Raw genomic sequence first — 22185 nt, 5'->3', positions numbered from 1 at the left:
CTCTGCGAAGCTTTCTGGAGTAATGGTAACGCCCGGTTCTATCAAGTTATTGACAATTGTCAGGCTGGGTTTACTATAAACATGGAAGGAAAAAATTAGGTATTTCATATACCGGCAGGGGGGCTGGATGAAATTGTTAACGGTTACTTATCAAGACATTGAACCTAAGCTGCAAACGGGGGATATTCTGCTGGCACACGGCGTCGCCAAAGGCAGTCAGCGGATCGAAGAGCTGGAGCATTGTCCATGGTCGCACGTGGCGATGGTGGTCAGGGCGCCGGACGGTGAAGCGCTGCTGTGGGAATCCACATCACTGGATAATCTGGAGGATACTTGGCTGCATGTCAAGAAATCCGGTCCCCAGCTCGTTAAGCTTCGTGACCGCCTGTCTACGGACGTCGGGAACCATTATGACTCGATTTTCGCAATCCGTCAGCTTCAAGCTGATCGTACACCGGAGATGCAGGCTATGCTCGATCGCTTCATTGGAGAAGTGCATGGTGCAGTTTTTCCCGACAAGAAAAGAATGTATTGGGAAATTATAGAGGGAAAGTTCGGGATAACTTCTTCATTCCGCGACTTTTTTTGCAGCAAATTGTTAGCTGAAACGTATATCCGGCTCAAACTGCTGTCCTCCACCAAAGCCCCTAACAGTTACGAACCTAGAGATTTCACATCGAAGCATCGTTTGTCATTGCTTGGAGACGCCAGACTCGGCGACGAAATTTACTTGGACGCCTCTTCGTTTCGTGCATGAGTTGGCGTCGCCGCATCAGAGCTGCCGTCTTTGCTGTGCTGGTCTTCACTGCAGCCTGGAATCCGGCGGTAATCTCCGCTTCGTCTTCGCTGACAGTGAAGAATGGCGAAATGCAGCTCTCCGGATGGGACTTTAGAAGCGATGGATCCATCGAATTGAACGGGACTTGGGAATTTTACTGGAAGCAGCTCTTGTGGCCGGAGGATTTGCAGAGCACAACGTCACCGGAGGTCAGCGGATATGTGGAAGTCCCCGGCTACTGGACGAATCACAGGCTGAACGGATCACCGCTTCCGCCGGACGGCTATGCAACGTATCGTATGGTGATTCGCGGGCTTCACCCGTCGGACGATGTGGCCATTAAACTGCGGAATATGTATTCTTCTTACGCTTTGTGGGTGAATGACGAACTGGAGGCGTCATCCGGACAACCCGGAACGACGCCCGAAAACACATCTCCAAAGTATGGTGCCTCCATCGTCGTACCGGTTAAACCCAGCCCGGAAGGGAGCTTGACACTGCTGATCCAGGTGTCCAATTTCACTTATCCCAAGGGAGGAATCAACAATTCTCTCGAGCTGGGAGATGCCAAGCTGCTTCAGAAGGAGAGGTCAGGAGAGCTGGTTCAGGACAGCCTGGTCATCGGGGCGCTGCTTGTCATGGGAATCTACCATCTGTTCTTGTATGGATTCAGGCGAAAAGATGTGACCCCGCTGTATTTCGGGTTGTTCTGCATGTGCATCGCCTTTCGAACGATGCTGGTCGGTTCGAGATACATTCTGGAGATCCTTCCCGGTTTTTCGTGGGAATGGTTCGCCAAAGCCTCCTATTTAACGGTTTACGTGGGCGAATTTTTCTTGATCTCATTTATTTATTATTTGTTTCCTCAATATTTGTCGCGTTCCGTTCGACGCGTTACCCAAATGTTTACCCTCATCTTGACTTTGCTTGTGCTTACCACGGATATACGGATTTACGACTATTCGCTGCTGCCCTTTGAGATTTATTCGATCGGCCTCGTGCTGTACGCCATTTATGCTTCTTACCGGATCGCCCGTCAGCGCCAGGAAGGGTCTCTGCTGCTCATTCTCGGGTTTAGTTTGATCTTTGTGACCGCACTGAATGATACGCTGAACCGGAAAGGCATTCTCGATACCCCGGCACTGCTGCAATTTGGCGTACTTAGCTTTGTTTTTATGCAATCCCTGCTTATATCCAAAAAATTTTCCCGTGCTTTCTCCCAGGTCGAGAGCTTATCGGAGCGCTTGTTAACGCTGGATAAGCTGAAAGATGAATTTTTGGCCAAAACATCTCATGAACTCCGGACACCGCTGCACGGGATTATCGGACTGGCGGATTCGCTGATCGACGGAAGCTCCGGCAAGCTCCCTCTGCCCGTGATTGAGCTGCTGCGGCTCATGAAAATCAGCGGGCAAAGGCTGGCCCATCTGGTGAACGACATCCTGGATTTCTCCAAGCTCAAACACCAGGAGATTACTTTGCACAAAGTAACGGTGGATTTGCGCCTTGCCGTCGACCTGACTCTTCAAGTCCTTAAGCCTCTGGCCGTAAACAAGGGACTCCATATGGAAAATAAGCTGCCGGACGATCTGTATGTAATAGCCGACGAGAACAGGCTCCAGCAAATATTGCATAACTTGATCGGCAATGCCATTGCGTATACGGAATCCGGAACCGTCACGATCACGGGACGCAAGTCGCACGGTCAAGCCAAAATTCAGATCAAGGATTCGGGAATCGGCATTGCGGAGTCGGACTTGTCCCGCATTTTCGAATCGTTTGAGCAGGTCCGTCCCATGAACGGTCCTCAGCAGGGCGGAACCGGTATTGGGCTGTCTATTACGAAGAAGCTGATTGAACTGCATGAAGGCGAGATCGAAGTGGTGTCCAAATTGGGCGAGGGCTCAACGTTCAGCTTTACGCTTCCGCTGGCGATGCCGCAAACGCCGCGGATTCAGCCGAGGACGGCGCTCACTTCACAGGACACCGGGGTGCAGGATCGGCATACGGATTGGAGCATGATCCGGACTACCGCGGAACCCGCGGAAGCCCAGATGCATCTGCCTTCAGTGCTTATCGTCGATGACGACCCGATCAACGTCCAGGTGCTGCTGCAATTTCTCGGAGGGAAATATGCGCTTAAGTCAACGGGAAGCGGGCAAGAAGCCGTGGAATGGATCAGGAACGGCTACAAGCCGGACATCGCTCTGCTGGATGTGATGATGCCGTTTGTGTCGGGGCTTCAGGTGGGCCAAGAGATACGCCGGCATTACAATTCCGGGGAGCTGCCGATGATTTTCCTCAGCGCTAGGAGTCAAATGACCGACCTCGTTGCAGGCTTTGAGCATGGCGGCAACGATTATCTTGTGAAGCCGGTCGACAAACAGGAGCTGTTGGCCAGGCTGGAATTGCATCTGCAGTTGGTCCGCTGGAACCAGACCCTGGAGCGCGAGGTTGAAGCAAGAACGATTGAGCTGGAGCATTCGCTTGAGGAGCGGGCAAGAGCGATGTCCGAAGTCTCGGTCCTCGCCGAGCGCAACCGGATTGCCGGTGAAATCCACGATCATGTGGGGCATATTCTTACGGCGAGCATCGTTCAGCTTCAAGCCGGTCTGAAAATGTTATCCATGAGCGCCCCTGAATCGGTCGACAAATTGAATCTAGCATCAGAATTGGTTCGCAAAGGGCTCCATGAAATGAGGAAATCGGTACATATGCTGGGCGAGGAAGCAGCGGCCGCATCCTCGTTCCCGGATTCCCTGCTGCAGATCATAGAAGATTCGGAAAAATACGCTGAGGTGACACTGGAGCACATCATTGAAATCACGGATGGCCGTCTTGAGCCGGAAGCGGAAAAGCTGATCCGCCATGCGCTGCAGGAAGGAATCACAAACGGCATCAGGCATGGCCGGTGTACGCATTTTCGGTTCGAGCTGGTGGAAGAGGACGGCTTGGTCCGGTTCACACTGGAGAACAACGGCTTGCCATTTGCATCGGATCGGCTAGGTTTCGGTCTGACCATGATGCGGCAAACGATCCGCCGAAGGGGTGGAACCTTCCGGATCGGCACCAATGAAGGTGCAGGCTGCCTATTGGTGCTCACCCTGCCAAGTAGAAGGGAGGATCAATGATGTCAAAATTAACGATACTTATCGCAGAAGATCAGACGCTTGTGCGGGAAGGCCTTGAGACCATACTTAATCTGGAATCCGACATAGAGGTTGTAGCAACAACCGACAACGGCCAAACCGCCTATGAGCTTACTAAGAGCTTGAGGCCGCAGCTCGTGCTGATGGACATCGAAATGCCGGTGATGAACGGGATTACGGCGACCCGGCTGATTAAGGAGTCGAGCCCGGAGACGATTGTTCTGATTTTAACGACGTTTACCAATGAAGATTATATTATTGAGGGTCTTGCCAGCGGAGCGTCCGGCTACCTGCTCAAAGACTTTTCATCCGACAAACTGATTCACTCATTGAAAGAGGCGGTTCGGGGCGAACTGATGCTGCCCTCCAAGCTGGCGGCCAAGTTTGCTGCCCGTATGCGCACAGCAGCAGCCCCCAGGCAGCCCGGAATCGATTATGGGCTGACCCCGAGGGAGCTTGAGATCGCCAAGCTGATTACGGCACATAAGAACAACCGGGAAATTGCCGATACGCTGTACATCACCGAAGGGACGGTGAAAAACTACATCAGCGTAATTTATGAGAAAATCGGGACGAATGACCGGACCAAGGCCATCCTGCTGCTGAAGCATGCCTTGGAGGCTGTAAACTAAATGAAAATGAAGTTCTCACCAGCACCGTTTCCTCTTCAAAGGAAGCGGTGTTTTTTTATTCCATAAGTATATCGGTGAACCAGGATCCCGTACAGTTACTTTCGTCATATCCCGGTCATATGACAAAATGTACACTTCAGTCACTTATCGACAGTAAGGAATGCCCGTTATGATGGAGGCGTTGAGAGCATAACCGAATCGAAGGAGGAATTTAAAAGTGACGACGGTGAACACCAATTTAAACGGAACGGACGCCGGTTCAATTTTTGATCCAAATACGACGGATCCGGATAAGCTGAAAATGCAGGCGGACGCGATGCTGTTCGTATCTGACCTGCAGGTCAACCAGGTGCTGAAGCAGCAGTGGACTTCGCTCTTGGCCAATATCAAATCGAAAATCGACGAGAATCCCCCGGCCGGCAGCGACAAAGAGACCGTATATAAGGAAAAGCTTAAAATCATCAACAACTTTTTGGCGCAAAAAGGGTATGAAACCACTTCAGTGTATGTGCTTGAGCTAACCCGTACCGATTTTTACGAAGACCATGTGAAGGAAAGCGAACCGAATGCGGAGTCCGACCGTTTCGTCCAGGACATCCTGGCGAAGACCGCGCTTCTGGCCGGCTGGCAGGATGCGATGCAAAAGGCAACGGATACCGATACGTCCGCGCCGGATCAGTTCCTGGCTCAGCACGGCTATAAATGTACCGCGAAGCAGGTCAACGCTTCTTTTAAGGCGATGCGGAATGTAGACATGAAGTTCTGGACAGGTATTTATGGCAATACGGTGATGACCACATCCGACGGCAAAACGGATACGGGACCCGTAGTCATTATTTACGACAGCCTCGACGGGATCTCGATTGGCAGCGATATGCTGGATAAAGATTTGAATAAAGTCACTTACAAGGACGGCATACTCAGCTGGACGAAGGATGACTTTACGGTGAATCATTCGGGTCAGCTGACATTCAGCCAGGTTACCCGGGCAGCCAAAGACGATAAAGATGCATACGTCGGCAATGAGTTTTTCGGTACGATTACGTATTCCAACAGCGACGGCACCGAAAAGAAGGAAAGCATATTTGGACGGATCGGCAAGCCGCCGGAAGGTTCTTCGGGCAGTCACGACGGAAATCGGAAATCGTGCCCTACTCCGCCATCCGTACAACTGTCCGTCGTTGATAAAGCGATGAAATACCTCGGTTACTTTATGGCTGCGGTGTTTGTCGTGGATTTCATCGCCTCTGTACCTAAGCGGTTTAAGGCCATATCAGAATTCGTAGAAAAAATCAAAAAGCCGAACGAACCGAATAAACCGGAAGTCGAGAAGAAGCTCGACAGCACCAAAGAGGAAATCAAGGAATCCAGTGATCCGAAAGCGCTCGAGGAGAACGGTTCGTTTGTGGACAATATCGACAATGTGCAGCCGGAAAATTTCAACAATGAGCAGGGACTCGACTTCATTAATAACGAGCAGCTGCCGCCGGCAAGCGATGTTCAGGCGATGGAGCAAGGCATTGAAAACATGAACGAAAACGGAGAAATCAATCAAAACGAGGAAAATGTTCAAGAGGATCCAAATCCGGTTGACGATAAATTTAAAGGCAATGAGGAAAACGAATTTGAGGGCTTAGCTGAGCTGTTTGGGGAGGCGTAAATGGTGATGAGCAATAATGCGGTGGCACAGGACCAGGCACGTTTTTGGCAATTGTTCGTTCAGGCGATATCCGGGCATCTGCCGGGCAGCGATCCAAAAAATTTCATAGCCGCGGCCGGGCGGGTGGACTCCCATCTCGGCAGCGACGAAGAGGTCGTCGCGCTGACGGACGCCTATAATGTAGGCAATACGATCCCTTCCTGGGGGTTAACGTGGAGCGGCGCGTTCAATAATAAGCTGTTTGATATTTACCAACAATGGGTCCGGGATATCGTCCCTGCCGGCAGCGGCGATTCGGGAAGCGGCGGCTCGTCTTCCGGCGGGGGATCGGCCGATCCGCTGGACACGCAAATCGAGGATCTCCGGTCGAAAATCGCGCTCCTCAGCAGCGACGTTTCCAAAATCAACCAAGGCATCTATTCGGACTGGCTGAACGAAGTTTGTGCGGAGCTCGACTCAACGGGAAAAGCGTGCAGCGTATATTTTACCAACCCGCCGGATCCGACCTGGGCTAACTTCCGTACCCAGCAAATGGGAACCGAAGATTATAAGGCAAAGGTAGAATCGCTGCAAACGACATATGGCGCCCTGCTTGGCGGAATGACTGAACAGCTGAACGCTCTGCTGCTGAAAAAGTTCGGACCCGGCTACCAGGAGCTGGCCGATGCGACCGAAGCGGTCGCACTCGCCGATCCTTTCGAGCCTCATTCAGCGGATGAGCTGCAAAAAACGGCTCAGTTCCAAATGACGATCAAGGAGAACGATACGACAGCAAGCGTTCCCCGGTTTAAAACGAGCGAGCTTAAAGACGTCCGGCAATGGCTTATCAAGCAAAATGGCATCGCTACGAAGAACGGAGGTCCGCTGTTCGCAGAGCAGGCAAACGTACAAATCGCATTAAATGATCAGCAGCAGACCGAAAGGGACAGCTCATGGAAATTCAGTGCCAACGTGGGCATTCCCATCGACTGGTTCTGGCTTGGCGGAAGCACCAATGATTCCGGATCCACACAGTTTAAAGAGGATTATTCTTACGATATTCTGATCACGTATCAAGATGTGATTACCGTGAATATCAACCCGGGGGATTGGTTCTTCGAAGGACTGCTGTCCACGTATAAGGATTACACCAACTGGCCGCAGGGCAGTATGTTTGCAGGTAAACCGCTCTGGGGCGAATCTGGACTCATGAATGTTGTCGTCAAGGGAGTCGTCCTAGGATACGCGCCTTACTTGAGATTCTCATCCAAAGACTGGACCAACACAACGACGCAATCCCAATGGTCCGCCAAAGCAACGTTTGGCATCGGCCCGTTCAACTTCGAGTCGGCGTCCGCTTCCGGTTCCGACTACAGCTCGATGACGACCCAGCTCCAGGACGGTTTCGAAGTACGCGATACGAGCGGAATTCCGAAAATCATTGGTTTAATTGTGGATACCCCCAATGGATGATCCATCCACTCCGATACATGCTCCCTTAGCTTCATCCCCGATGCTGGATTCAGCCCCTATGGCCGTTCAGCAGCCGTCTTCCCAAGAGGCGGCTGCTCCCCAGCCAACGAAGGAGCCGCTATGGCTGATCAATGTCGATGCGGCGTTTAAGGTCGGCTGTCTTGTGGCATTGCTGCTGATCTTGTGGTATTTGGCACGCCTTGTCTTTTTTCAGGCGCTGTCGGAAGGAGAGATTTATTTTCTGACCATGACGCTGTGCGGGTCCGTAGGAGGTGTAACCAGCTTCCTGCTGGTTAAAAACACGGATACCGATACCGGGATGCACTTTAGGGACAATAAGTCGTTCTACCTGCTGGTCACCGCGGTGTTCTGCGGAAATATTGCTTCCTTTTCCGTACCGCTGCTGCTGAATTTCATTCAATTGGAGAATGTGATCAGCACGCAGGTACCGCAAATATTTGTATTCATCGGGGTGTGCCTGATCGCAAGTACGTTTTCCGCACGGATCATAGGCAGCATTTCATCCCGGATCATTAAATTGAATGAACAATCAACGATTAATATCAATAATAGGTGTTAAGTGATAGGAGAGTGCTGGCATGCTGCGGCGCTCTTCTTTTTTTGTCTGCCGTCAGCATCACAGCGGATTCTAATCGGTTTTTAATCTTGTTCTTTTATAGTGAAGTCAATTCTCTATGAAAGGTGCAGCCCATGAAAACAAAAAAGGTCTGGATCCCTGCAATCATAGCAGCTGTTGCTGCCGTCCTGCTCTTAGCTTACTATTTCTATACTTCTTCTTTTCATAGCAATGGTGATCACCTGTTAACATCCCCGGAAGAACGTGCGTTGAGCGTGCATTCACACGGAGAAGAGCGGCCTGAAGGTGGCGCGGAAATTTTTAAGTTCCTGGGAACGCTCGCCGTGTTCCTCGGTGCGGCTAGCTTCTCTTGGGTCTGGTTTAAAAAGAAAATGAAATCCCCTTCGGTGCTGGTGCGTAAAACCGGAAAATGTCTGTACGGCGTGCACAAGCTTTTGGGTTGGATAACCTTAACGATCGTCACGGCTCACGGTTTATATTTTTTGATAACCAAGCCAGATGATCATAAAATATTTACCGGTCTTTCCGCATTCACGATCCTATTGATGATCGCCGGTTACGGGTTCTTCATAAAAAGAATTCGTAACAAGAGGATGCGCGTGGTGCATCGTTATCTCGGCATTCTGTGGGCTCCATTGCTGCTTCTGCACGCCGGCGGATCAGCCATCGTTGCAATCATTGCAACGCTTGCAGTATGGGCAGTGATACGAATGCTGGAAAGAATGCCGCGGTCATCGTCGTAGAACCGTAGAACCATCCACTGAAGATGGTAAAAGCAGCCGTTTATCCGTTTAATTTTTAGTGGTGGAAACATCCGATTAAAGATATCATGATGGATATAAATCATAGAATGGAGCCATCTCGGATGCGGATTGATATGAGCAAAAATGGGTTTAACGAGGGATTATATCCATGAATATTCCGGAACTTCCTGTATTATCTACTAAACTATACATCCCGCAGCCACGAACGAGGCTTGTCGCTAGGCCGCGTCTGATTGAGCGGCTGAAGGCGGGGATGGGGCGCAAGTTGACCTTAATCTCTGCTTCCGCCGGCTTTGGCAAGACGACAATGATCAGCGAATGGGCTGCCGGGTGTGAACGGCCTGTCGCTTGGGTATCTTTAGACGAAAGGGATAAGGATAGTCTGCGTCTGCTTACGCTCCTAGTCGCTGCGTTGCAGACAATAGAGCAGCATTTCGGAGAAGCCGTAATGCGTGCAATCCAATTCCAACCGCCACCGGAAGCCGAATCGATGCTCACAATGCTGCTGAATGAAATTTCAACAATGCCGTTTGAATTCGTCCTTGTGCTGGACGATTATCATGCTGTAGGAGACAGGCAGATCGATTATACCATTGCGTTCCTGGTCGAGCATTTACCACCGCAGATGCACCTGGTGATCGCGACTCGGGAAAACCCGCAGCTTTCCCTCAGCCGGCTTCGCGCCGGCGGCCATTTAACCGAATTGCACGACACGGACCTGCGCTTTACTGCAGGCGAAGCAGCCGAGTTCCTTAATCAGGTGATGGGGCTGCATCTGTCTGCAGAGGATATTGACGCGCTGGAACATCGTACCGAGGGCTGGATTGCGGGGCTGCAGCTCGCGGCTCTTTCGATGCAGGGACGTAATGATATTCCCGCTTTTATCCGTTCCTTCGCCGGAGACAACCGGTACATCGTCGACTATCTGGTCGAGGAGGTTCTTCAGCGTCAGCCGGCCGATGTCCGCAATTTCCTGCTTCAGACCTCGATTCTGGATCGGCTGCATGGCCCGCTGTGCGATGCCGTTACCGGCCAGAACGAAGGGGCAGCTCGGCTTCAATCGCTGGAGCAGGGCAGCTTCTTTATCGTTCCCCTGGATGACAGGCGGCAGTGGTATCGCTATCACCATCTCTTTGGTGAAGTGCTGTCCATACATTTAAGAACGGATCAGCCTGACCTCATTCCTGAACTGCATCGGCGTGCGAGTGAGTGGTATGGACGGCACGGCTCCTACGCTGAAGCAATAGGGCACGCGTTGGCTGCCGAAGACTTCCCCCGAGCGGCGGATCTGATCGAGCAGGCTTGGGCAACCATGCGCAGGAGCAGGCAGGAATCCGCAGTGCTCGGGTGGATTCAGGCGCTTCCCAAGGAAATCATTCGCCATAGGCCCGTTCTCAGCGTTGAATATGCATGGGCGTTACTTGCCGTCGGCCAGGTCGAAGGGGCAGAGGAACGGCTGCGCGATGCCGAACGGTGTCTGGAGAATTCCTCATTGGATAGGACGTCGGAAACTTCAGCAACCGATATGTGTTACGTAGACGAGGAAGAATTTCGCCGTCTTCCGGGCACCATTGCCGGATACCGCGCCGCTTATGCCCAAGCCATGGGGGATATACCCGCCGCCATTACATATTCGAAGAGAGTACTTGAACTCGTTCCAGCGGATGATCATTTAAGGCGCGGCGCGGCAGCCGCGCTCCTTGGTCTTGCGGCATGGACGAGCGGAGATCTTCAGGAGGCGTACCGGATGTTCAGTGAGGGAATGGCGAATGTCCGGCGGGCAGGGAACATCTCAGACGCGATCGGGGGCTCCATTGCTCTGGCCGATATAAACATAGCGTTGGGGCGGCTACGCCAGGCCATGGATATCTTTCAGAATGGATTACTGCTTGCTGCGGAGATGGGTACTCCTGAAACGCGGGGCACAGCGGACATGTACGTCGGAATGAGCGAGCTAAGCCGTGAGCAGGGGGACTTGGACGCCGCTATGCAGCATCTGCATCGAAGTCAGGAGTTGGGTGAGCCAATGGGACTGCCCCAATATCCGTATCGCTGGCGGGTAGCTATGGCGCGTATTCGGCAATCGCAAGGAGACTTGGATGGCGCGCTTGAACTGCTTCAAGAGGCTGAGCAGCGGTATGTCGGTGATTTTTTTCCCAACGTGCGTCCGGTATGGGCCTTGAAAGCACGCGTGTGGCTCGCTCTGAATAGATGGAGTGAGGCTGCGGAGTGGGTACATGAGCAGGGTCTCTCCACAACGGATGACCTGCACTATCTGCGCGAATTTGAGCACATAACCCTGGCCCGGGTACTTTTGCACCGGCATCCAAGTAACCTTGCACCTATTCAGGAAACGTTGGATTTCCTGGAACGCCTATCCCAAGCAGCGGCAAACAGCGGAAGGACGGGGAGCCAGATCGAAATTTTGATCCTTCAAGCCCTTGCTCATCACAGCCGGGGTGACATGTCTTCCGCACTTGCATCGCTGGAACGAGCACTGACACTGGCAGAGCCGGAAAGGTACGTTCGGATGTTTGCAGACGAAGGCCAACCGATGGCCGCATTGCTGGAAGCAGCATGGAATGGAGGGATCTGTCCAAACTATGTGCGGCTTCTTCTGCTATCCTTTGGCAAGGAGGGAAGCGGATCGGCTGCGAAAAAGGCAGTTGGAGAGCCGCTGAGCGAACGGGAGCGGGACGTGCTGCGTCTGCTCAAAACCGATTTGAGCGGGCCTGAAATCGCGCGAGAGCTCCACGTCTCGCTGAATACGCTGCGAACTCATACCAAAAACATTTATGACAAGCTTGAGGTGAACAACCGTCGGGCAGCCGTTAGGCGCGCAGAAGAGCTTGATGACTTGTGACATAGCAATTTCCGTATAGCTCCGGACCTGGAAGAAGGAATAAGCCCAGGATCGGGGCTCTTTTTTATGCCGCTTACTTCGAATGAATGTACCGTGACCTTTTAAAATCACCACATCTGGTGATGCCGTCTCACCACATCATCCTGTATCTTCAATTTAGGAACGGAGCCGCACGATGAAAGGGGACTGACCACGACATCAGATTAATAAAGCACAAGAAGGCTGACAGTAAATATACCGGAGTGAACAGAACTTGCTAATCGTCGACAAGAATAAAAACAAAAAGGAGAAAACGATATGAACATCACAGCTTCTCGCGTCATTCGTTGGAGCGGTTTATCCGCCATCTTGGCTGGCATTCTTTTTATCGTCATCCAGGCAATTCATCCGCCTGAACTTCTATCATCCGTTACCACAAAGGCTTGGGCCATCGTCCATTACTTGACCCTCGCGATGTCTCTGCTCGGACTGCTCGGCATAATCGGAATTTATACAAGGCAAGTCCATGCAGCCGGATGGACCGGATTGGCCGGTTTTCTTCTGTTTGGTCTCTTTTGGACGGCTACAACGGCTTTCACCTTTGTAGAAGCTTTTGTTTTACCGGTTATCGCTGCGGATGCACCGAGTTTCGTGGAGGGGTACTTAGGGATTTTTGCCGGATCATCAGCCGTGTCCAACCTTGGCCTCCTGCCTGGAGTAGCACCTGTAGGTGGTGGGCTGTATGTGCTCGGCGGTCTGCTGCTTGGCATCGCTACGTTCCGCGCCGGGATTCTCCCGCGCTGGACAGCTGTTCTGTTGGCTTGCGCCGCTGTGTCGACTCTGGCTTCATCACTGCTTCCACACCCGCTGGATCGGGTATTGGCGGTCCCAATGGGAATCGCTCTCGCAGGTATGGGTTATGCGGTTTGGTCAGAACGGGGTCTTGAAGCAGCGCAGTGACGGGTCCGAAACCAACACAGGGGGAGAAAAAATGAGAGCCATCGCATATGAACAATACGGACCGCCACATGTGCTTCAGCTCATGGAAATAACCAAGCCGGCCCCTAAAGCCGGCGACATATTAATCAAGGTCTACGCTACAACCGCTGCAGCAGGAGATTGGCGATTACGCAGGGCGGACCCTTTTCTGGCAAGAATGTTCAACGGATTGTGGAGACCAAAGCGCATCCGGATTCTCGGATTTGAATTGGCCGGTGTGGTCGAATCCACGGGATCAAGCGTTACCCGCTTCAAGCCAGGGGATGCCGTCTACGCAGCCTGTGGCAACAGCTTTGGGGCATATGCGGAATACAAATGCCTGCCCGAGGAGGGGAGCGTTGCGCTAAAGCCGGAGAATATGACGTTTGAAGAGGCGGCTGCCGTTCCGGTTGGCGCCCTCACTGCGCTCCAGTTTCTCAGAGCAGGGAAAATAAAAAGCGGCATGCGTGTACTCGTATATGGTGCTTCAGGCAGCGTCGGGACGTATGCCGTGCAGCTGGCAAAGCACTTTGGAGCGGAAGTCACCGGAGTATGCAGCGCTTCGAATGCAGAGCTGGTGACGTCAATCGGAGCCGATCGGGTTTTGGATTATACGAAACAGCAGCTGCCTAATGACGGCCCGCCTTACGATATTATTTTCGACACGGTGGGAAAAAGCCCCTTTAGTGTATGCGTCAAGCTTCTGGCATCAGACGGTGTCTACCTTCGGGCTTATCATGTGAACCCGGTGATCATCGTTCGCGGGCTGTGGGCCAGCTTGACGAGCAGCAAGAAGGTGATTGGCGGAAATATGAAGGAAAACGCGGAAGATTTGGTGTTTCTGAAGGAACGGATCGAAGCGGGTCAGCTCCGGGCGGTTATCGACCGTCGTTACCGGCTGGAGCAAGCCGCCGATGCACATGCCTATGTTGAGCTAGGCCACAAGAAAGGCAACGTAGTTCTAACCGTCTGTGAGGATTGAGGCGTCAGTTAATAACGCGCATCACTTGACGTGAACACCACGAAGTTCCCGAAACTGCTCTGGCGTCATGCCTTCGTTTTTGCGGAAACGCTGAATAAAGTACGTACTGCTGGCAAATCCGACCGTCTCCGCGACCTTTTTCACGGTCCAACCGGTTGAAATCAGCAGGGATTTGGATTGAAGAATACGGCATTCGTTCAAAAATTCGATCGGCGTTTTGCCGAACAAACCGTGAAACTGCCTGCTGAAATGGGAGGGACTGTACTCTGCCTGGTTCGCCATTTGCTCGAGCGTAAGGGGCTGATGGCTGTGAGTGCGAATCCACTGCGCCGTCTCCATCAGCTTGGTGCGCATCCCCGGCTGAGGACGTTCTTCCGAACCGTCTACGTACATGATGAACTCGGCAAGCATCTCGTACAGCATCGCGGACAACCGCGCTTCGCCGTCTTGCAGCGGGTGAATGCCGGTGGCCAGGAGATCCGACCACAGCCGGTCAAGCCGGTCCGCGCCCTCCCACGAAAATACCCATGCCTCCCGTTCACCTCTCCCTTGAAGTAACGTACGAAGACCAGGACCCGTAAAATGAACCCACCGGATATCCCAAGGCTCGTCTTGATCGGCATAATACCGCTGGGGAACACCGGGGCCGCATAGAAAGCCGGTACCTTGGCCAAGTTCCAGCATAGTTTCACCGACTTGAATATATCCTTTCCCACCGCGTACGATATGCCAGTTATAGGTGGAGAGTCCGTGCGTCCGGTTTTCACTGTGTGATGGCTCATCTGCATAATGTCCGAACGACTCGGGATAACAAATGAGGTTCGTGAAGCGCGGGCTCGGAATGAAGTAATTGATTCTCATATCTCAGCTTCCTTTTAGCATAATTGTTATACGTGATTATCAAAATCTTACGATTTAAGCCCTATATGATTAATAATATAATAGGTTCAAGAAGATGTTATCAAGCAAAATATTGATACATATTGGAGGATATGCCCATGTATTTCGGCGTGGATTATTACCCTGAGCATTGGCCCGAAGAACGTTGGGCCGTTGATGCCCGAATGATGCGGGAAGCGAATATCAACATTGTCCGGCTGGCGGAATTCGCCTGGGCCAAACTGGAGCCGGAGGAAGGACGGTACGACTTTGCGTGGCTCGACCATGTCATTGAAGTGCTCGCAAGGGAAGGGATCAAGATCATTTTGGGAACACCGACGGCGGCGGCTCCCAAGTGGCTGATGGACAAATATCCGGATATGTACCCCGTCGATGTCCATGGACTGACCAAAGGCTTTGGTACACGGAGGCATTATTGCGTTAATCATCCGGTGTATCAGAAGTATTCCGCAACCATTGCCCGGGTCATGGCCGAGCATTACAAAGACAATGAGCACGTCGTTGCTTGGCAGATCGATAACGAATTCGGCGGTCCGTGCTACTGCCAGAGCGATCTGCATGCCTTTCGGATCTGGCTCCGCGAAAAGTATGGGACCGTCGACAAGCTAAATGAAGAGTGGGGAACCGTGTTCTGGAGCCATACTTACCGCAGCTGGGAAGAAATTATGCTTCCCACGTATGCCGCAAGCGACGGCTTCAGCCAAGGCGGTTCCGGCGGATTGATGTCTACCCCATATAACCATAATCCGGGTATGCAGCTCGATTACCGCCGATTCTATTCCGATTCGACGGCCGCCTATCAACAGCTCCAAATTGAAGAAATTCGTGCATGCAGCTCCCTGCCGATCACCCATAACTTGATGGGTCATTTCAGCGAGATTGATTACTTCGATTTAGGCAAGGATCTTGACTTTATTTCTTGGGATAACTATCCGAATAATATGTGGGGCAAATCTTCGCCTCTGACCGTGGCCATGGCCCATGATCTGATGCGCGGCATCAAAAATCAAAACTACTGGATGATGGAACAGCAGAGCGGTCCGTGCGGCTGGCACTCGTTGGGCGATACGCCGGAGCCGGGACAACTCCGTTTATGGACCTATCAGGCGATCGCGCATGGAGCGGATGCCATGGTCTATTTCCGCTGGCGGGCCTGCACGGTTGGCATTGAACAGTATTGGCACGGCATCCTTGATCATGACGGCGTCGGCCGGAGACGGTACCGGGAGATCACCGCGATCGGACATGAACTCAAAGAACTGTCACCCCTGTTCGTAGGGGCCGCCAACAACAATACCGTAGCCATCATTAAAAGCTATGATCAGGTGTGGAGCCACCGCGCTCAGCCTCATAACCGGAACTTCAGTTATGAAGCTCTGCTGGCAGGCTACTACGATGCAGTTGCCGGGCAGCACGTCGGCGTAGACGTGGTCAGCGTGGAAATTGACTTTACGCCGTACAAGCTTGTTCTGATGCCGGCATTCAATTTGATGACGGAGGAGATCGCAGACAAATGTGAGGCATATGTGGCAGGCGGCGGTTCGCTGCTCATCACGTTCCGGTCGGGAACACGTACATGGAATAACCGCATGACGACTTTGACACTGCCTGGCTTATTCCGGACACTGGCGGGCGTTGAACTGGAAGAGTATGACTCGGTTAATTTCGGCCGGACCGTATCCGTGAGCGGAGAGTTCGGGGACGGCACCGCTTCCATGTGGTGCGATGTGCTTAAGCTGGAAGGGGCTGAGAGCCTCGCGGATTATGAGAGTCATTATTACAGCGGAACACCGGCAGTTACTGTGCACACCTATGGTAAAGGGAAGGTTTATTACGTCGGGTGCGACCTGGATGACCGGGCGATGGAGAGCTTGATGAAGCTGGTTCTGGAAAGGGAGGGCGCTGTCCCATCCTTGCCCCAAAAATATGATGGAGTCGAGGCAGTAGAAAGAGAAAAGGATGGCAAAAGCTACCTTATGCTGCTGAATCATCGCAGTGAATCCGTCGAAGTAGAACTGGGGAGCACGTATACAGATGCCCTGAGCAAGCAAACCATGGAAGGTCGCATTCTCCTGGAACCATACGCCGTGCATGTGCTTGTAAACCAAGGGATCTAGAGTGTTATTCGTACAGGAACGTAACCCGTTTCTTTGCTGACTCCATTCTGAATAATTTCGGGTGAAACCTCCATAATAGGGAAGTACATCCAAGAGAAAATGGAGGAAAAGCATATGCTCGAAAACCTGGAAAGTAACTATGACTGCAGCAATGCCGGGGAGGATTTGCATCAGCTGAAGCAGGAGCTCGCCTCGCTCCGGGGCATGGGCAAGGAAGACCCCAAGACGCAGGAAGATATTAACCGCCTCGAGAATCAGATCGCATTTATTATGAACAAATGTGACATTAATCATTAGTTTGGCAGCAGCACTCCTAAACCCGGTATGTACCTATACCGTGTCGAGGGGTGCTTTTTTTCATGGATTAAGCTTGCGGAAAATACATCGTTTGCACCCGGCATTGCCGTGATTAAAGACGGTCGTTCCTATTAGGGATGATCGTCTTTTCGTATGAGGAAATGATTCCCTTACTAAAGTGTAAGGCATATGTAAGGCTTTCTCTATTCAAATCATTTTCAAATTAGCTTACATTAGCGAGGTGCGACGGAAGACAGCAAGATGAGGAGTGATACAGGATGAATCAGGATGAGGGGACCAAAAACAGAATAGCAGTGCTGGATGCCTTAAGGGGCTTCGCCATCTTGGGCATTTTACTTGTGAATATAACGAGTATCATGGAGGCGGCGTTCCCCTCAAGAGGTACGTTGGATTGGGGGCTGAGCCGATTTTACGATTATGCGGTAGAGCAGCGGTTCTATGTGATTTTCTCGTTATTGTTCGGAACCGGATTTTATATTTTCATTTCACGGTCAAAGGCGAGGGGGGACAACGCGGTCGTTCTGTTCATGAGGCGGCTTGCCGCGCTGCTGGTCTTCGGAGTCGCTCATTTTATTTTTCAACCGGGAGAAGCGCTGCATGTTTATGCTGTCATTGGCTTTTTATTGATTCCGTTTTATAACGGAAAGCCTGCTTTCAATTTCGCCGCTATGCTGGCCGCTCTTGGGCTGAGCCTCGTTCTGGGTGAATATGCCGTAACGCTAGCGATGTTTTTGCTGGGGCTTTTACTCGGACAAATCGAATTTTTTACGAGGATTGACGAATTTGTGCCCCAATTACGGCTGACGGCATGGGTCTGCCTCGCACTGACACCGGGGGCGATTTACCTGCAGTACAGAACATTCCCGACAATCTGGTATGAAGAAGGAGCGAATGTAGCCGGCTTGGTCATGGCAGCCTTCTATGTCTCGACTTTTCTGCTTTTGTACCGGAACCGGCGCATTCAGCAGTTGCTGAAACCGTTGGCTGCTTTCGGCCGAACAGCATTAACGAACTATCTTGGCCAAACAGCCATCATTGTGGTGATTCTATTCTTGTTTGATCTGAAGCAGAAGGTCAGTGTGTCGGAAACAACTCTCATCGCACTTTGCATCTATGCCGTTCAGATTCCGCTCAGTCTCCTGTGGCTCAAACGGTTTCGTATGGGGCCTATGGAATGGCTATGGCGGCTGCTGACTTACGGTAAAAGGATACCCATCAGAAAATAAGTAAATCGCAATCGACACATGAAGCCAGGCAGATGTCAATGAACTAGGTAGAGAAAAAGAATGAACGCAAATCATGGATCAAAATGGGCTTGTTATTACTTGCAGCCGTTATGACCATCAGCAGTATCGCTCCAGGAATCGTGTGGGCAGAGTCAAACGATAAGATCCGGAAGATCGAACAGTACGTTAAGAACTAGCAAAGCATCAGTAAAATACCCGGAATCTCTTTGGTGATTGTCGAGAAAGGGGAGACGGTGTATCAAAAAGGCTTTGGATACGCGAACGTAAAGACGAAAACTCCCGTAACTTCCGATACCTTATTTGAACTCGGTTCGACGACCAAAGCTTTTACGGGTTTAGCGATTTTGCAGCTGGAGAAGGAAGGGCTGCTGCATCGGACGGATGATGTTCAAAAATACATCCCATGGTTAGAGTTAACTTATCACGGTGAGCCGCAAAAGATAACGATTAACGAGTTGCTGCATCATACCAGCGGCATCCCCTCCAATACGATCACCCGGATCCCTGAAAGCAAAGCGGACAACGCGCTTGAGCTGACGGTAAAAACATTGCAGGGCCAGACGCTGAACCGAAATCCGGGGAGTTCCTTTGAATACGCAACGATAAACTACGACGTGCTGGGCCTAATTATCGAAGGGGTCTCCAACCTGCCCTATGATCAGTACATGAAGCAGTACATTTTAGATCGGATTGGCATGACTAGCTCGTTCGTAGGTGTACCGTCGACTCAACCAGACCATATGGCTTCCGGCTATAAAATCGGATGGATGAATCATAGGCCATTCACATCTCCGATTTATCGGGGCAACACCCCTGCGGGTTATATCGTCAGCAACGCGAATAATATCGCGAAATGGATCAAGCTCCAGCTAAAAAGCGCTCCTGAACAAGTCATCGATCCCAAACTGATTGAAGAGTCGCACAATCCGGACAAGTCGGTAAATCCTTTTGACCAGAATACGTATTATGCCAACGGATGGGCTGTCATGAGCAAAAGCAAGGAAAAAGTTATTTTTCATGCCGGTGAGAATCCGTCATTTACGTCGTATTTTATTTTGCAGCCGGATCAACAGCTGGGTGTGGCGATTCTCGCCAATATGAACACGAGCTTTACAACGGCAATTGGACAAGGTAGGCGTGATGGACTTGTGGAAGGGGCAGGCTCCGGCGGTGAATCATACCGACAGCTATCAACTGCTGGATCGCATCGTGAGTATTCTTGAAATCATCGTCATTTTATTCGGTGTATTATGGGTTGCCTTGTCAGCCCGTATTGTGAGAAAGCTAACCGTTAAACAACGCAGGAGAAGCCCTTTAACCGGAAAAAGAAAGCTGCTGCTCATCCATATTTGTATGGTTGCTGCCGTTCTAATATTTATAAGCATGCTGCCGAACCTCCTGCTTGGAGGATTACCTTGGGCATTCATTCAAGTATGGGCGCCGACGTCTATTCCTGTGTTTCTGTATAGCGTCGTCACGGCGTGCATCCTTTATTTTATCTACGGATTGCTTCTACTCTTCACAAAAAATATGAAAAACCAATAGGGCTCGATTATAATAAGTAATCATGTCAATTGCAAAAAAAATCAAGCAGTGAGGGAAACCCATGACGATCGATGAAATCATTGAATACTGTCTGTCCTATCCGGCCTGTTTTGAAGACCATCCGTTTGGAGCAGAATGGACCGTAATCCGCCATAAAGGGAACAAAAAGAGCTTTGCGCTGATTTTTCATCACAACGATCACTTGTGCGTAAATTTGAAATGCGAACCGAGCCGGGCCGATTTTTTGCGCAGTGTGTTCCAAGAAGTGACGCCGGCGTATCACATGAATAAGGAACACTGGAATACGGTGATTTTGGATGGGGACCTCCAGGATGATGATATCCATGAGATGGTAAAGCACAGCTATGAATTGACGAAGCCCAAGATCCGATTGAGAAAGGCTAAACAATGAAGTGCGCTGCTTGAACGCCGTCATGAGTTGTTCCGGGATTGAGACTGTTTCTTTTCACGAATGAACAGGGCCCTGGAATGACAACATAAGGAAGTGGTATACAACTCACTTTTCCAGAGGAGGATATCTGTCATGGCTCACCAGAAAAGAAGAAATGAAGCAGCCTGGAAGTCACGCAAGCAAGAACAGCATCCCCATGGCAAAATCAAATCGCTGAAGGAATTGTCCAGCGAATATGATGAGGAGCATACTGCGAAGTAGGGAAGAGGAGACTGTACGGGCACCATTGTCCGGCAGTCTTCCTTTTTTTCCACGATGGCAAGAAGGCAATAACGTGCCATTGCTCAAAATGTGCAAGTCACTTGACATTTCCAGTCTTTACAAGTTGGAAAAAGTGTATTATATTTGTTTGTGCAAACATTAATTTGAACATTGAATCGAGGCAGCGACATGTTGGACACTTATTTTAAAGAATGCTTGTATTTCACAGCCAATCGCCTCAGCAGGATTATTACCAAGATGGCCGAAGATGAATTTGCACCAAGTGGACTAAACCCAACTTCTGCATTTCTGATGCTGACGGTGCTGGAGAAGGACGGCATTTCCCAGAAGGAAATCGGCCAAAGCCTCCATCTTAAGCCTTCCACCATTACGCGGCTCATCGAGAGCCTTCAAGCCAAAGGACTTCTCAGCAGCCGCCAGGACGGCAGAATGTCCTTGATTTACGCAACAGACCGGGGAAGAGAGATGGAGAGTCAAATCCACGAATGTTGGCAAAAGCTGCGGCAGCGTTATAACACGATATTAGACAGTCAGGACGATGAACTATCGCTTCAGCTGAACGAGGTAAGCAACCGCTTGGAAAGTGCCGAATGACATGAGCATTCGGTTTTTCAATCGCACAACGTTTGCTTGTGCAACTAAATAAAATATTGGAGGAGATTGAATGAATCAGCCGGTTCTTATCGTAGGTGGTACGGGGAAAACAGGGCGTCGGGTATCAGAGAAGCTGCTGCAAAAGGGAATACCGGTCCGTTCCGGATCACGTTCCGCTGAGCAGCCCTTTGATTGGAGCGATTCGTCCACATGGGAGCCTGTACTGCAAGGGACAAGGGCAGCGTATATTACCTATTATCCGGACTTGGCCGTTCCGGGTGCTGCTCAAGCGATCGGTTCGTTCGCGAGATTGGCCGTAGAAACCGGTGTGCGCCGATTAATTCTTTTGTCCGGCCGTGGTGAGGAGGAAGCCCAGCGGAGCGAACTTGCGCTGCAAAATTCCGGCGCCGACTGGACGATCCTCCGCTGCAGCTGGTTTTGCCAGAATTTCAGCGAGAGCTTCCTGTATGACATGGTACAAGCGGGAGTGGTAGCACTGCCGGCAGGAAGCGTGAGAGAACCGTTCATTGATGCAGACGATATTGCAGATGCAGTCGTCTCGGCTTTGACAGATGACCGGCATATCGGGCAGCGGTATGAATTGACGGGTCCGCAGGCGATTACTTTTGCAGAAGCTGCGTCCTTGATCGCTCAAGCCTGTCAGCGGAATATTCGGTATGTCGAGCTTACTTCCGAACAATTCCTATCCATGCTTACCCAACAACAAGTACCTGATGAGTATATAACACTGCTGTCTTATTTGTTCTCCACCGTGCTGGATGGCCGAAACGAGATTCCGGCGGACGGTGTGGAGCAAATACTAGGAAGAAAGCCAAGGGATTTCTTCGACTTTGCACGGCAAGTGGCTGCAGACGGAGCTTGGGGTTAAAACAGTAGTTTATCAAAGTGGTCCATCAAATCGTAGGAGGACATAA

The 22185-nt window shown here is 51.1% G+C and carries 20 protein-coding genes; 19 read left to right on the top strand and 1 reads right to left on the bottom strand.

Features of this window, described 5'->3' with window-relative positions; genetic code table 11:
* The first annotated feature begins 127 nt into the window (after positions 1-127).
* The 10 genes from MKY74_RS23420 (at position 128) to MKY74_RS23375 (ending at position 13835) form a co-directional block, all read left to right on the top strand.
* Positions 128-757, top strand: coding sequence for a hypothetical protein (locus MKY74_RS23420; protein ID WP_076164390.1), 630 nt, complete (start codon positions 128-130; stop codon positions 755-757).
* Complete coding sequence (locus MKY74_RS23415; protein ID WP_244169116.1) at positions 754-3909, top strand: ATP-binding protein; 3156 nt, start codon at positions 754-756, stop codon at positions 3907-3909. The genes MKY74_RS23420 and MKY74_RS23415 overlap by 4 nt, the downstream gene beginning before the upstream one ends.
* On the top strand, positions 3909-4559 hold the full coding sequence (locus MKY74_RS23410) for a response regulator transcription factor (protein WP_076164392.1): 651 nt from the start codon (positions 3909-3911) through the stop codon (positions 4557-4559). The genes MKY74_RS23415 and MKY74_RS23410 overlap by 1 nt, the downstream gene beginning before the upstream one ends.
* 217 nt (positions 4560-4776) lie before the next feature.
* On the top strand, positions 4777-6219 hold the full coding sequence (locus MKY74_RS23405) for a hypothetical protein (RefSeq protein WP_076164394.1): 1443 nt from the start codon (positions 4777-4779) through the stop codon (positions 6217-6219).
* 6 nt (positions 6220-6225) lie between these two features.
* Positions 6226-7671 (top strand): hypothetical protein, encoded by a 1446-nt coding sequence (locus MKY74_RS23400; RefSeq protein ID WP_144025312.1) that lies wholly within the window; start codon positions 6226-6228, stop codon positions 7669-7671.
* Positions 7672-7729: 58 nt separating this feature from the next.
* Complete coding sequence (locus MKY74_RS23395) at positions 7730-8251, top strand: YEATS-associated helix-containing protein (protein WP_076164399.1); 522 nt, start codon at positions 7730-7732, stop codon at positions 8249-8251.
* A gap of 131 nt (positions 8252-8382) precedes the next feature.
* On the top strand, positions 8383-9012 hold the full coding sequence (locus MKY74_RS23390) for a hypothetical protein (RefSeq protein ID WP_076164401.1): 630 nt from the start codon (positions 8383-8385) through the stop codon (positions 9010-9012).
* 169 nt (positions 9013-9181) lie between these two features.
* A complete protein-coding gene (locus tag MKY74_RS23385) occupies positions 9182-11896 on the top strand; it encodes a LuxR C-terminal-related transcriptional regulator (protein WP_076164403.1) in 2715 nt (904 codons plus the stop codon).
* Positions 11897-12193: 297 nt separating this feature from the next.
* A complete protein-coding gene (locus MKY74_RS23380; protein WP_076164405.1) occupies positions 12194-12835 on the top strand; it encodes a hypothetical protein in 642 nt (213 codons plus the stop codon).
* 31 nt (positions 12836-12866) lie between these two features.
* Positions 12867-13835 carry an NAD(P)-dependent alcohol dehydrogenase gene (locus MKY74_RS23375; RefSeq protein WP_076164408.1) on the top strand — a complete coding sequence of 323 codons (969 nt, stop codon included), beginning with the start codon at positions 12867-12869 and terminating at the stop codon, positions 13833-13835.
* Positions 13836-13856: 21 nt separating this feature from the next.
* On the opposite strand, the gene MKY74_RS23370 is transcribed toward MKY74_RS23375, so the two are convergent.
* Positions 13857-14696, bottom strand: a complete 840-nt coding sequence (locus MKY74_RS23370) for a helix-turn-helix transcriptional regulator (RefSeq protein WP_076164411.1) — start codon at positions 14694-14696, stop codon at positions 13857-13859.
* Between the two features lie 137 nt (positions 14697-14833).
* Here MKY74_RS23370 and MKY74_RS23365 point away from each other — a divergent pair, with 137 nt between their 5' ends.
* From MKY74_RS23365 to MKY74_RS23325, 9 genes are all read left to right on the top strand, one after another.
* Positions 14834-16852 (top strand): beta-galactosidase, encoded by a 2019-nt coding sequence (locus MKY74_RS23365; protein WP_076164413.1) that lies wholly within the window; start codon positions 14834-14836, stop codon positions 16850-16852.
* Between the two features lie 114 nt (positions 16853-16966).
* Positions 16967-17149, top strand: a complete 183-nt coding sequence (locus tag MKY74_RS23360) for a DUF2524 domain-containing protein (protein WP_076164415.1) — start codon at positions 16967-16969, stop codon at positions 17147-17149.
* Between the two features lie 278 nt (positions 17150-17427).
* A complete protein-coding gene (locus tag MKY74_RS23355) occupies positions 17428-18396 on the top strand; it encodes a DUF418 domain-containing protein (RefSeq protein WP_076164417.1) in 969 nt (322 codons plus the stop codon).
* Between the two features lie 230 nt (positions 18397-18626).
* A complete protein-coding gene (locus MKY74_RS23350) occupies positions 18627-19640 on the top strand; it encodes a serine hydrolase domain-containing protein (protein WP_244169117.1) in 1014 nt (337 codons plus the stop codon).
* A complete protein-coding gene (locus MKY74_RS23345; protein WP_244169118.1) occupies positions 19588-19962 on the top strand; it encodes a hypothetical protein in 375 nt (124 codons plus the stop codon). The genes MKY74_RS23350 and MKY74_RS23345 overlap by 53 nt, the downstream gene beginning before the upstream one ends.
* 61 nt (positions 19963-20023) lie before the next feature.
* Entirely contained in the window at positions 20024-20374 is a 351-nt protein-coding gene (locus MKY74_RS23340; protein WP_076164419.1) for an MmcQ/YjbR family DNA-binding protein, read from the top strand.
* A gap of 132 nt (positions 20375-20506) precedes the next feature.
* Complete coding sequence (locus MKY74_RS23335) at positions 20507-20635, top strand: DUF6254 family protein (protein ID WP_219845392.1); 129 nt, start codon at positions 20507-20509, stop codon at positions 20633-20635.
* 258 nt (positions 20636-20893) lie between these two features.
* The gene (locus MKY74_RS23330; RefSeq protein ID WP_244169119.1) at positions 20894-21250 is read left to right on the top strand and encodes a MarR family winged helix-turn-helix transcriptional regulator; all 357 of its coding nucleotides are present in this window, start codon (positions 20894-20896) and stop codon (positions 21248-21250) included.
* A gap of 70 nt (positions 21251-21320) precedes the next feature.
* Positions 21321-22139, top strand: coding sequence for an SDR family oxidoreductase (locus tag MKY74_RS23325; protein WP_076164425.1), 819 nt, complete (start codon positions 21321-21323; stop codon positions 22137-22139).
* The last annotated feature ends 46 nt before the right edge of the window (positions 22140-22185 follow it).

The organism is Paenibacillus sp. FSL R5-0378 (assembly GCF_038009285.1).
Classification (GTDB): domain Bacteria; phylum Bacillota; class Bacilli; order Paenibacillales; family Paenibacillaceae; genus Paenibacillus_AQ; species Paenibacillus_AQ favisporus.
Note: the sequence above shows the minus strand (reverse complement) of the source record. Positions and strands in the feature narration are given on the sequence as shown.

What these genes read in the sequence shown, in the direction of transcription:
- MKY74_RS23420 (WP_076164390.1), top strand. Translation starts at nt 128, where the DNA reads ATGAAATTGTTAACGGTTACTTATCAAGACATTGAACCTAAGCTGCAA.
- MKY74_RS23330 (WP_244169119.1), top strand. Translation starts at nt 20,894, where the DNA reads ATGGCCGAAGATGAATTTGCACCAAGTGGACTAAACCCAACTTCTGCA.
- MKY74_RS23400 (WP_144025312.1), top strand. Translation starts at nt 6,226, where the DNA reads ATGAGCAATAATGCGGTGGCACAGGACCAGGCACGTTTTTGGCAATTG.
- MKY74_RS23385 (WP_076164403.1), top strand. Translation starts at nt 9,182, where the DNA reads ATGAATATTCCGGAACTTCCTGTATTATCTACTAAACTATACATCCCG.
- MKY74_RS23410 (WP_076164392.1), top strand. Translation starts at nt 3,909, where the DNA reads ATGTCAAAATTAACGATACTTATCGCAGAAGATCAGACGCTTGTGCGG.
- MKY74_RS23380 (WP_076164405.1), top strand. Translation starts at nt 12,194, where the DNA reads ATGAACATCACAGCTTCTCGCGTCATTCGTTGGAGCGGTTTATCCGCC.
- MKY74_RS23395 (WP_076164399.1), top strand. Translation starts at nt 7,730, where the DNA reads ATGGCCGTTCAGCAGCCGTCTTCCCAAGAGGCGGCTGCTCCCCAGCCA.
- MKY74_RS23340 (WP_076164419.1), top strand. Translation starts at nt 20,024, where the DNA reads ATGACGATCGATGAAATCATTGAATACTGTCTGTCCTATCCGGCCTGT.
- MKY74_RS23390 (WP_076164401.1), top strand. Translation starts at nt 8,383, where the DNA reads ATGAAAACAAAAAAGGTCTGGATCCCTGCAATCATAGCAGCTGTTGCT.
- MKY74_RS23375 (WP_076164408.1), top strand. Translation starts at nt 12,867, where the DNA reads ATGAGAGCCATCGCATATGAACAATACGGACCGCCACATGTGCTTCAG.
- MKY74_RS23370 (WP_076164411.1), bottom strand. Translation starts at nt 14,696, where the DNA reads ATGAGAATCAATTACTTCATTCCGAGCCCGCGCTTCACGAACCTCATT.
- MKY74_RS23355 (WP_076164417.1), top strand. Translation starts at nt 17,428, where the DNA reads ATGAATCAGGATGAGGGGACCAAAAACAGAATAGCAGTGCTGGATGCC.
- MKY74_RS23360 (WP_076164415.1), top strand. Translation starts at nt 16,967, where the DNA reads ATGCTCGAAAACCTGGAAAGTAACTATGACTGCAGCAATGCCGGGGAG.
- MKY74_RS23325 (WP_076164425.1), top strand. Translation starts at nt 21,321, where the DNA reads ATGAATCAGCCGGTTCTTATCGTAGGTGGTACGGGGAAAACAGGGCGT.
- MKY74_RS23335 (WP_219845392.1), top strand. Translation starts at nt 20,507, where the DNA reads ATGGCTCACCAGAAAAGAAGAAATGAAGCAGCCTGGAAGTCACGCAAG.
- MKY74_RS23415 (WP_244169116.1), top strand. Translation starts at nt 754, where the DNA reads ATGAGTTGGCGTCGCCGCATCAGAGCTGCCGTCTTTGCTGTGCTGGTC.
- MKY74_RS23365 (WP_076164413.1), top strand. Translation starts at nt 14,834, where the DNA reads ATGTATTTCGGCGTGGATTATTACCCTGAGCATTGGCCCGAAGAACGT.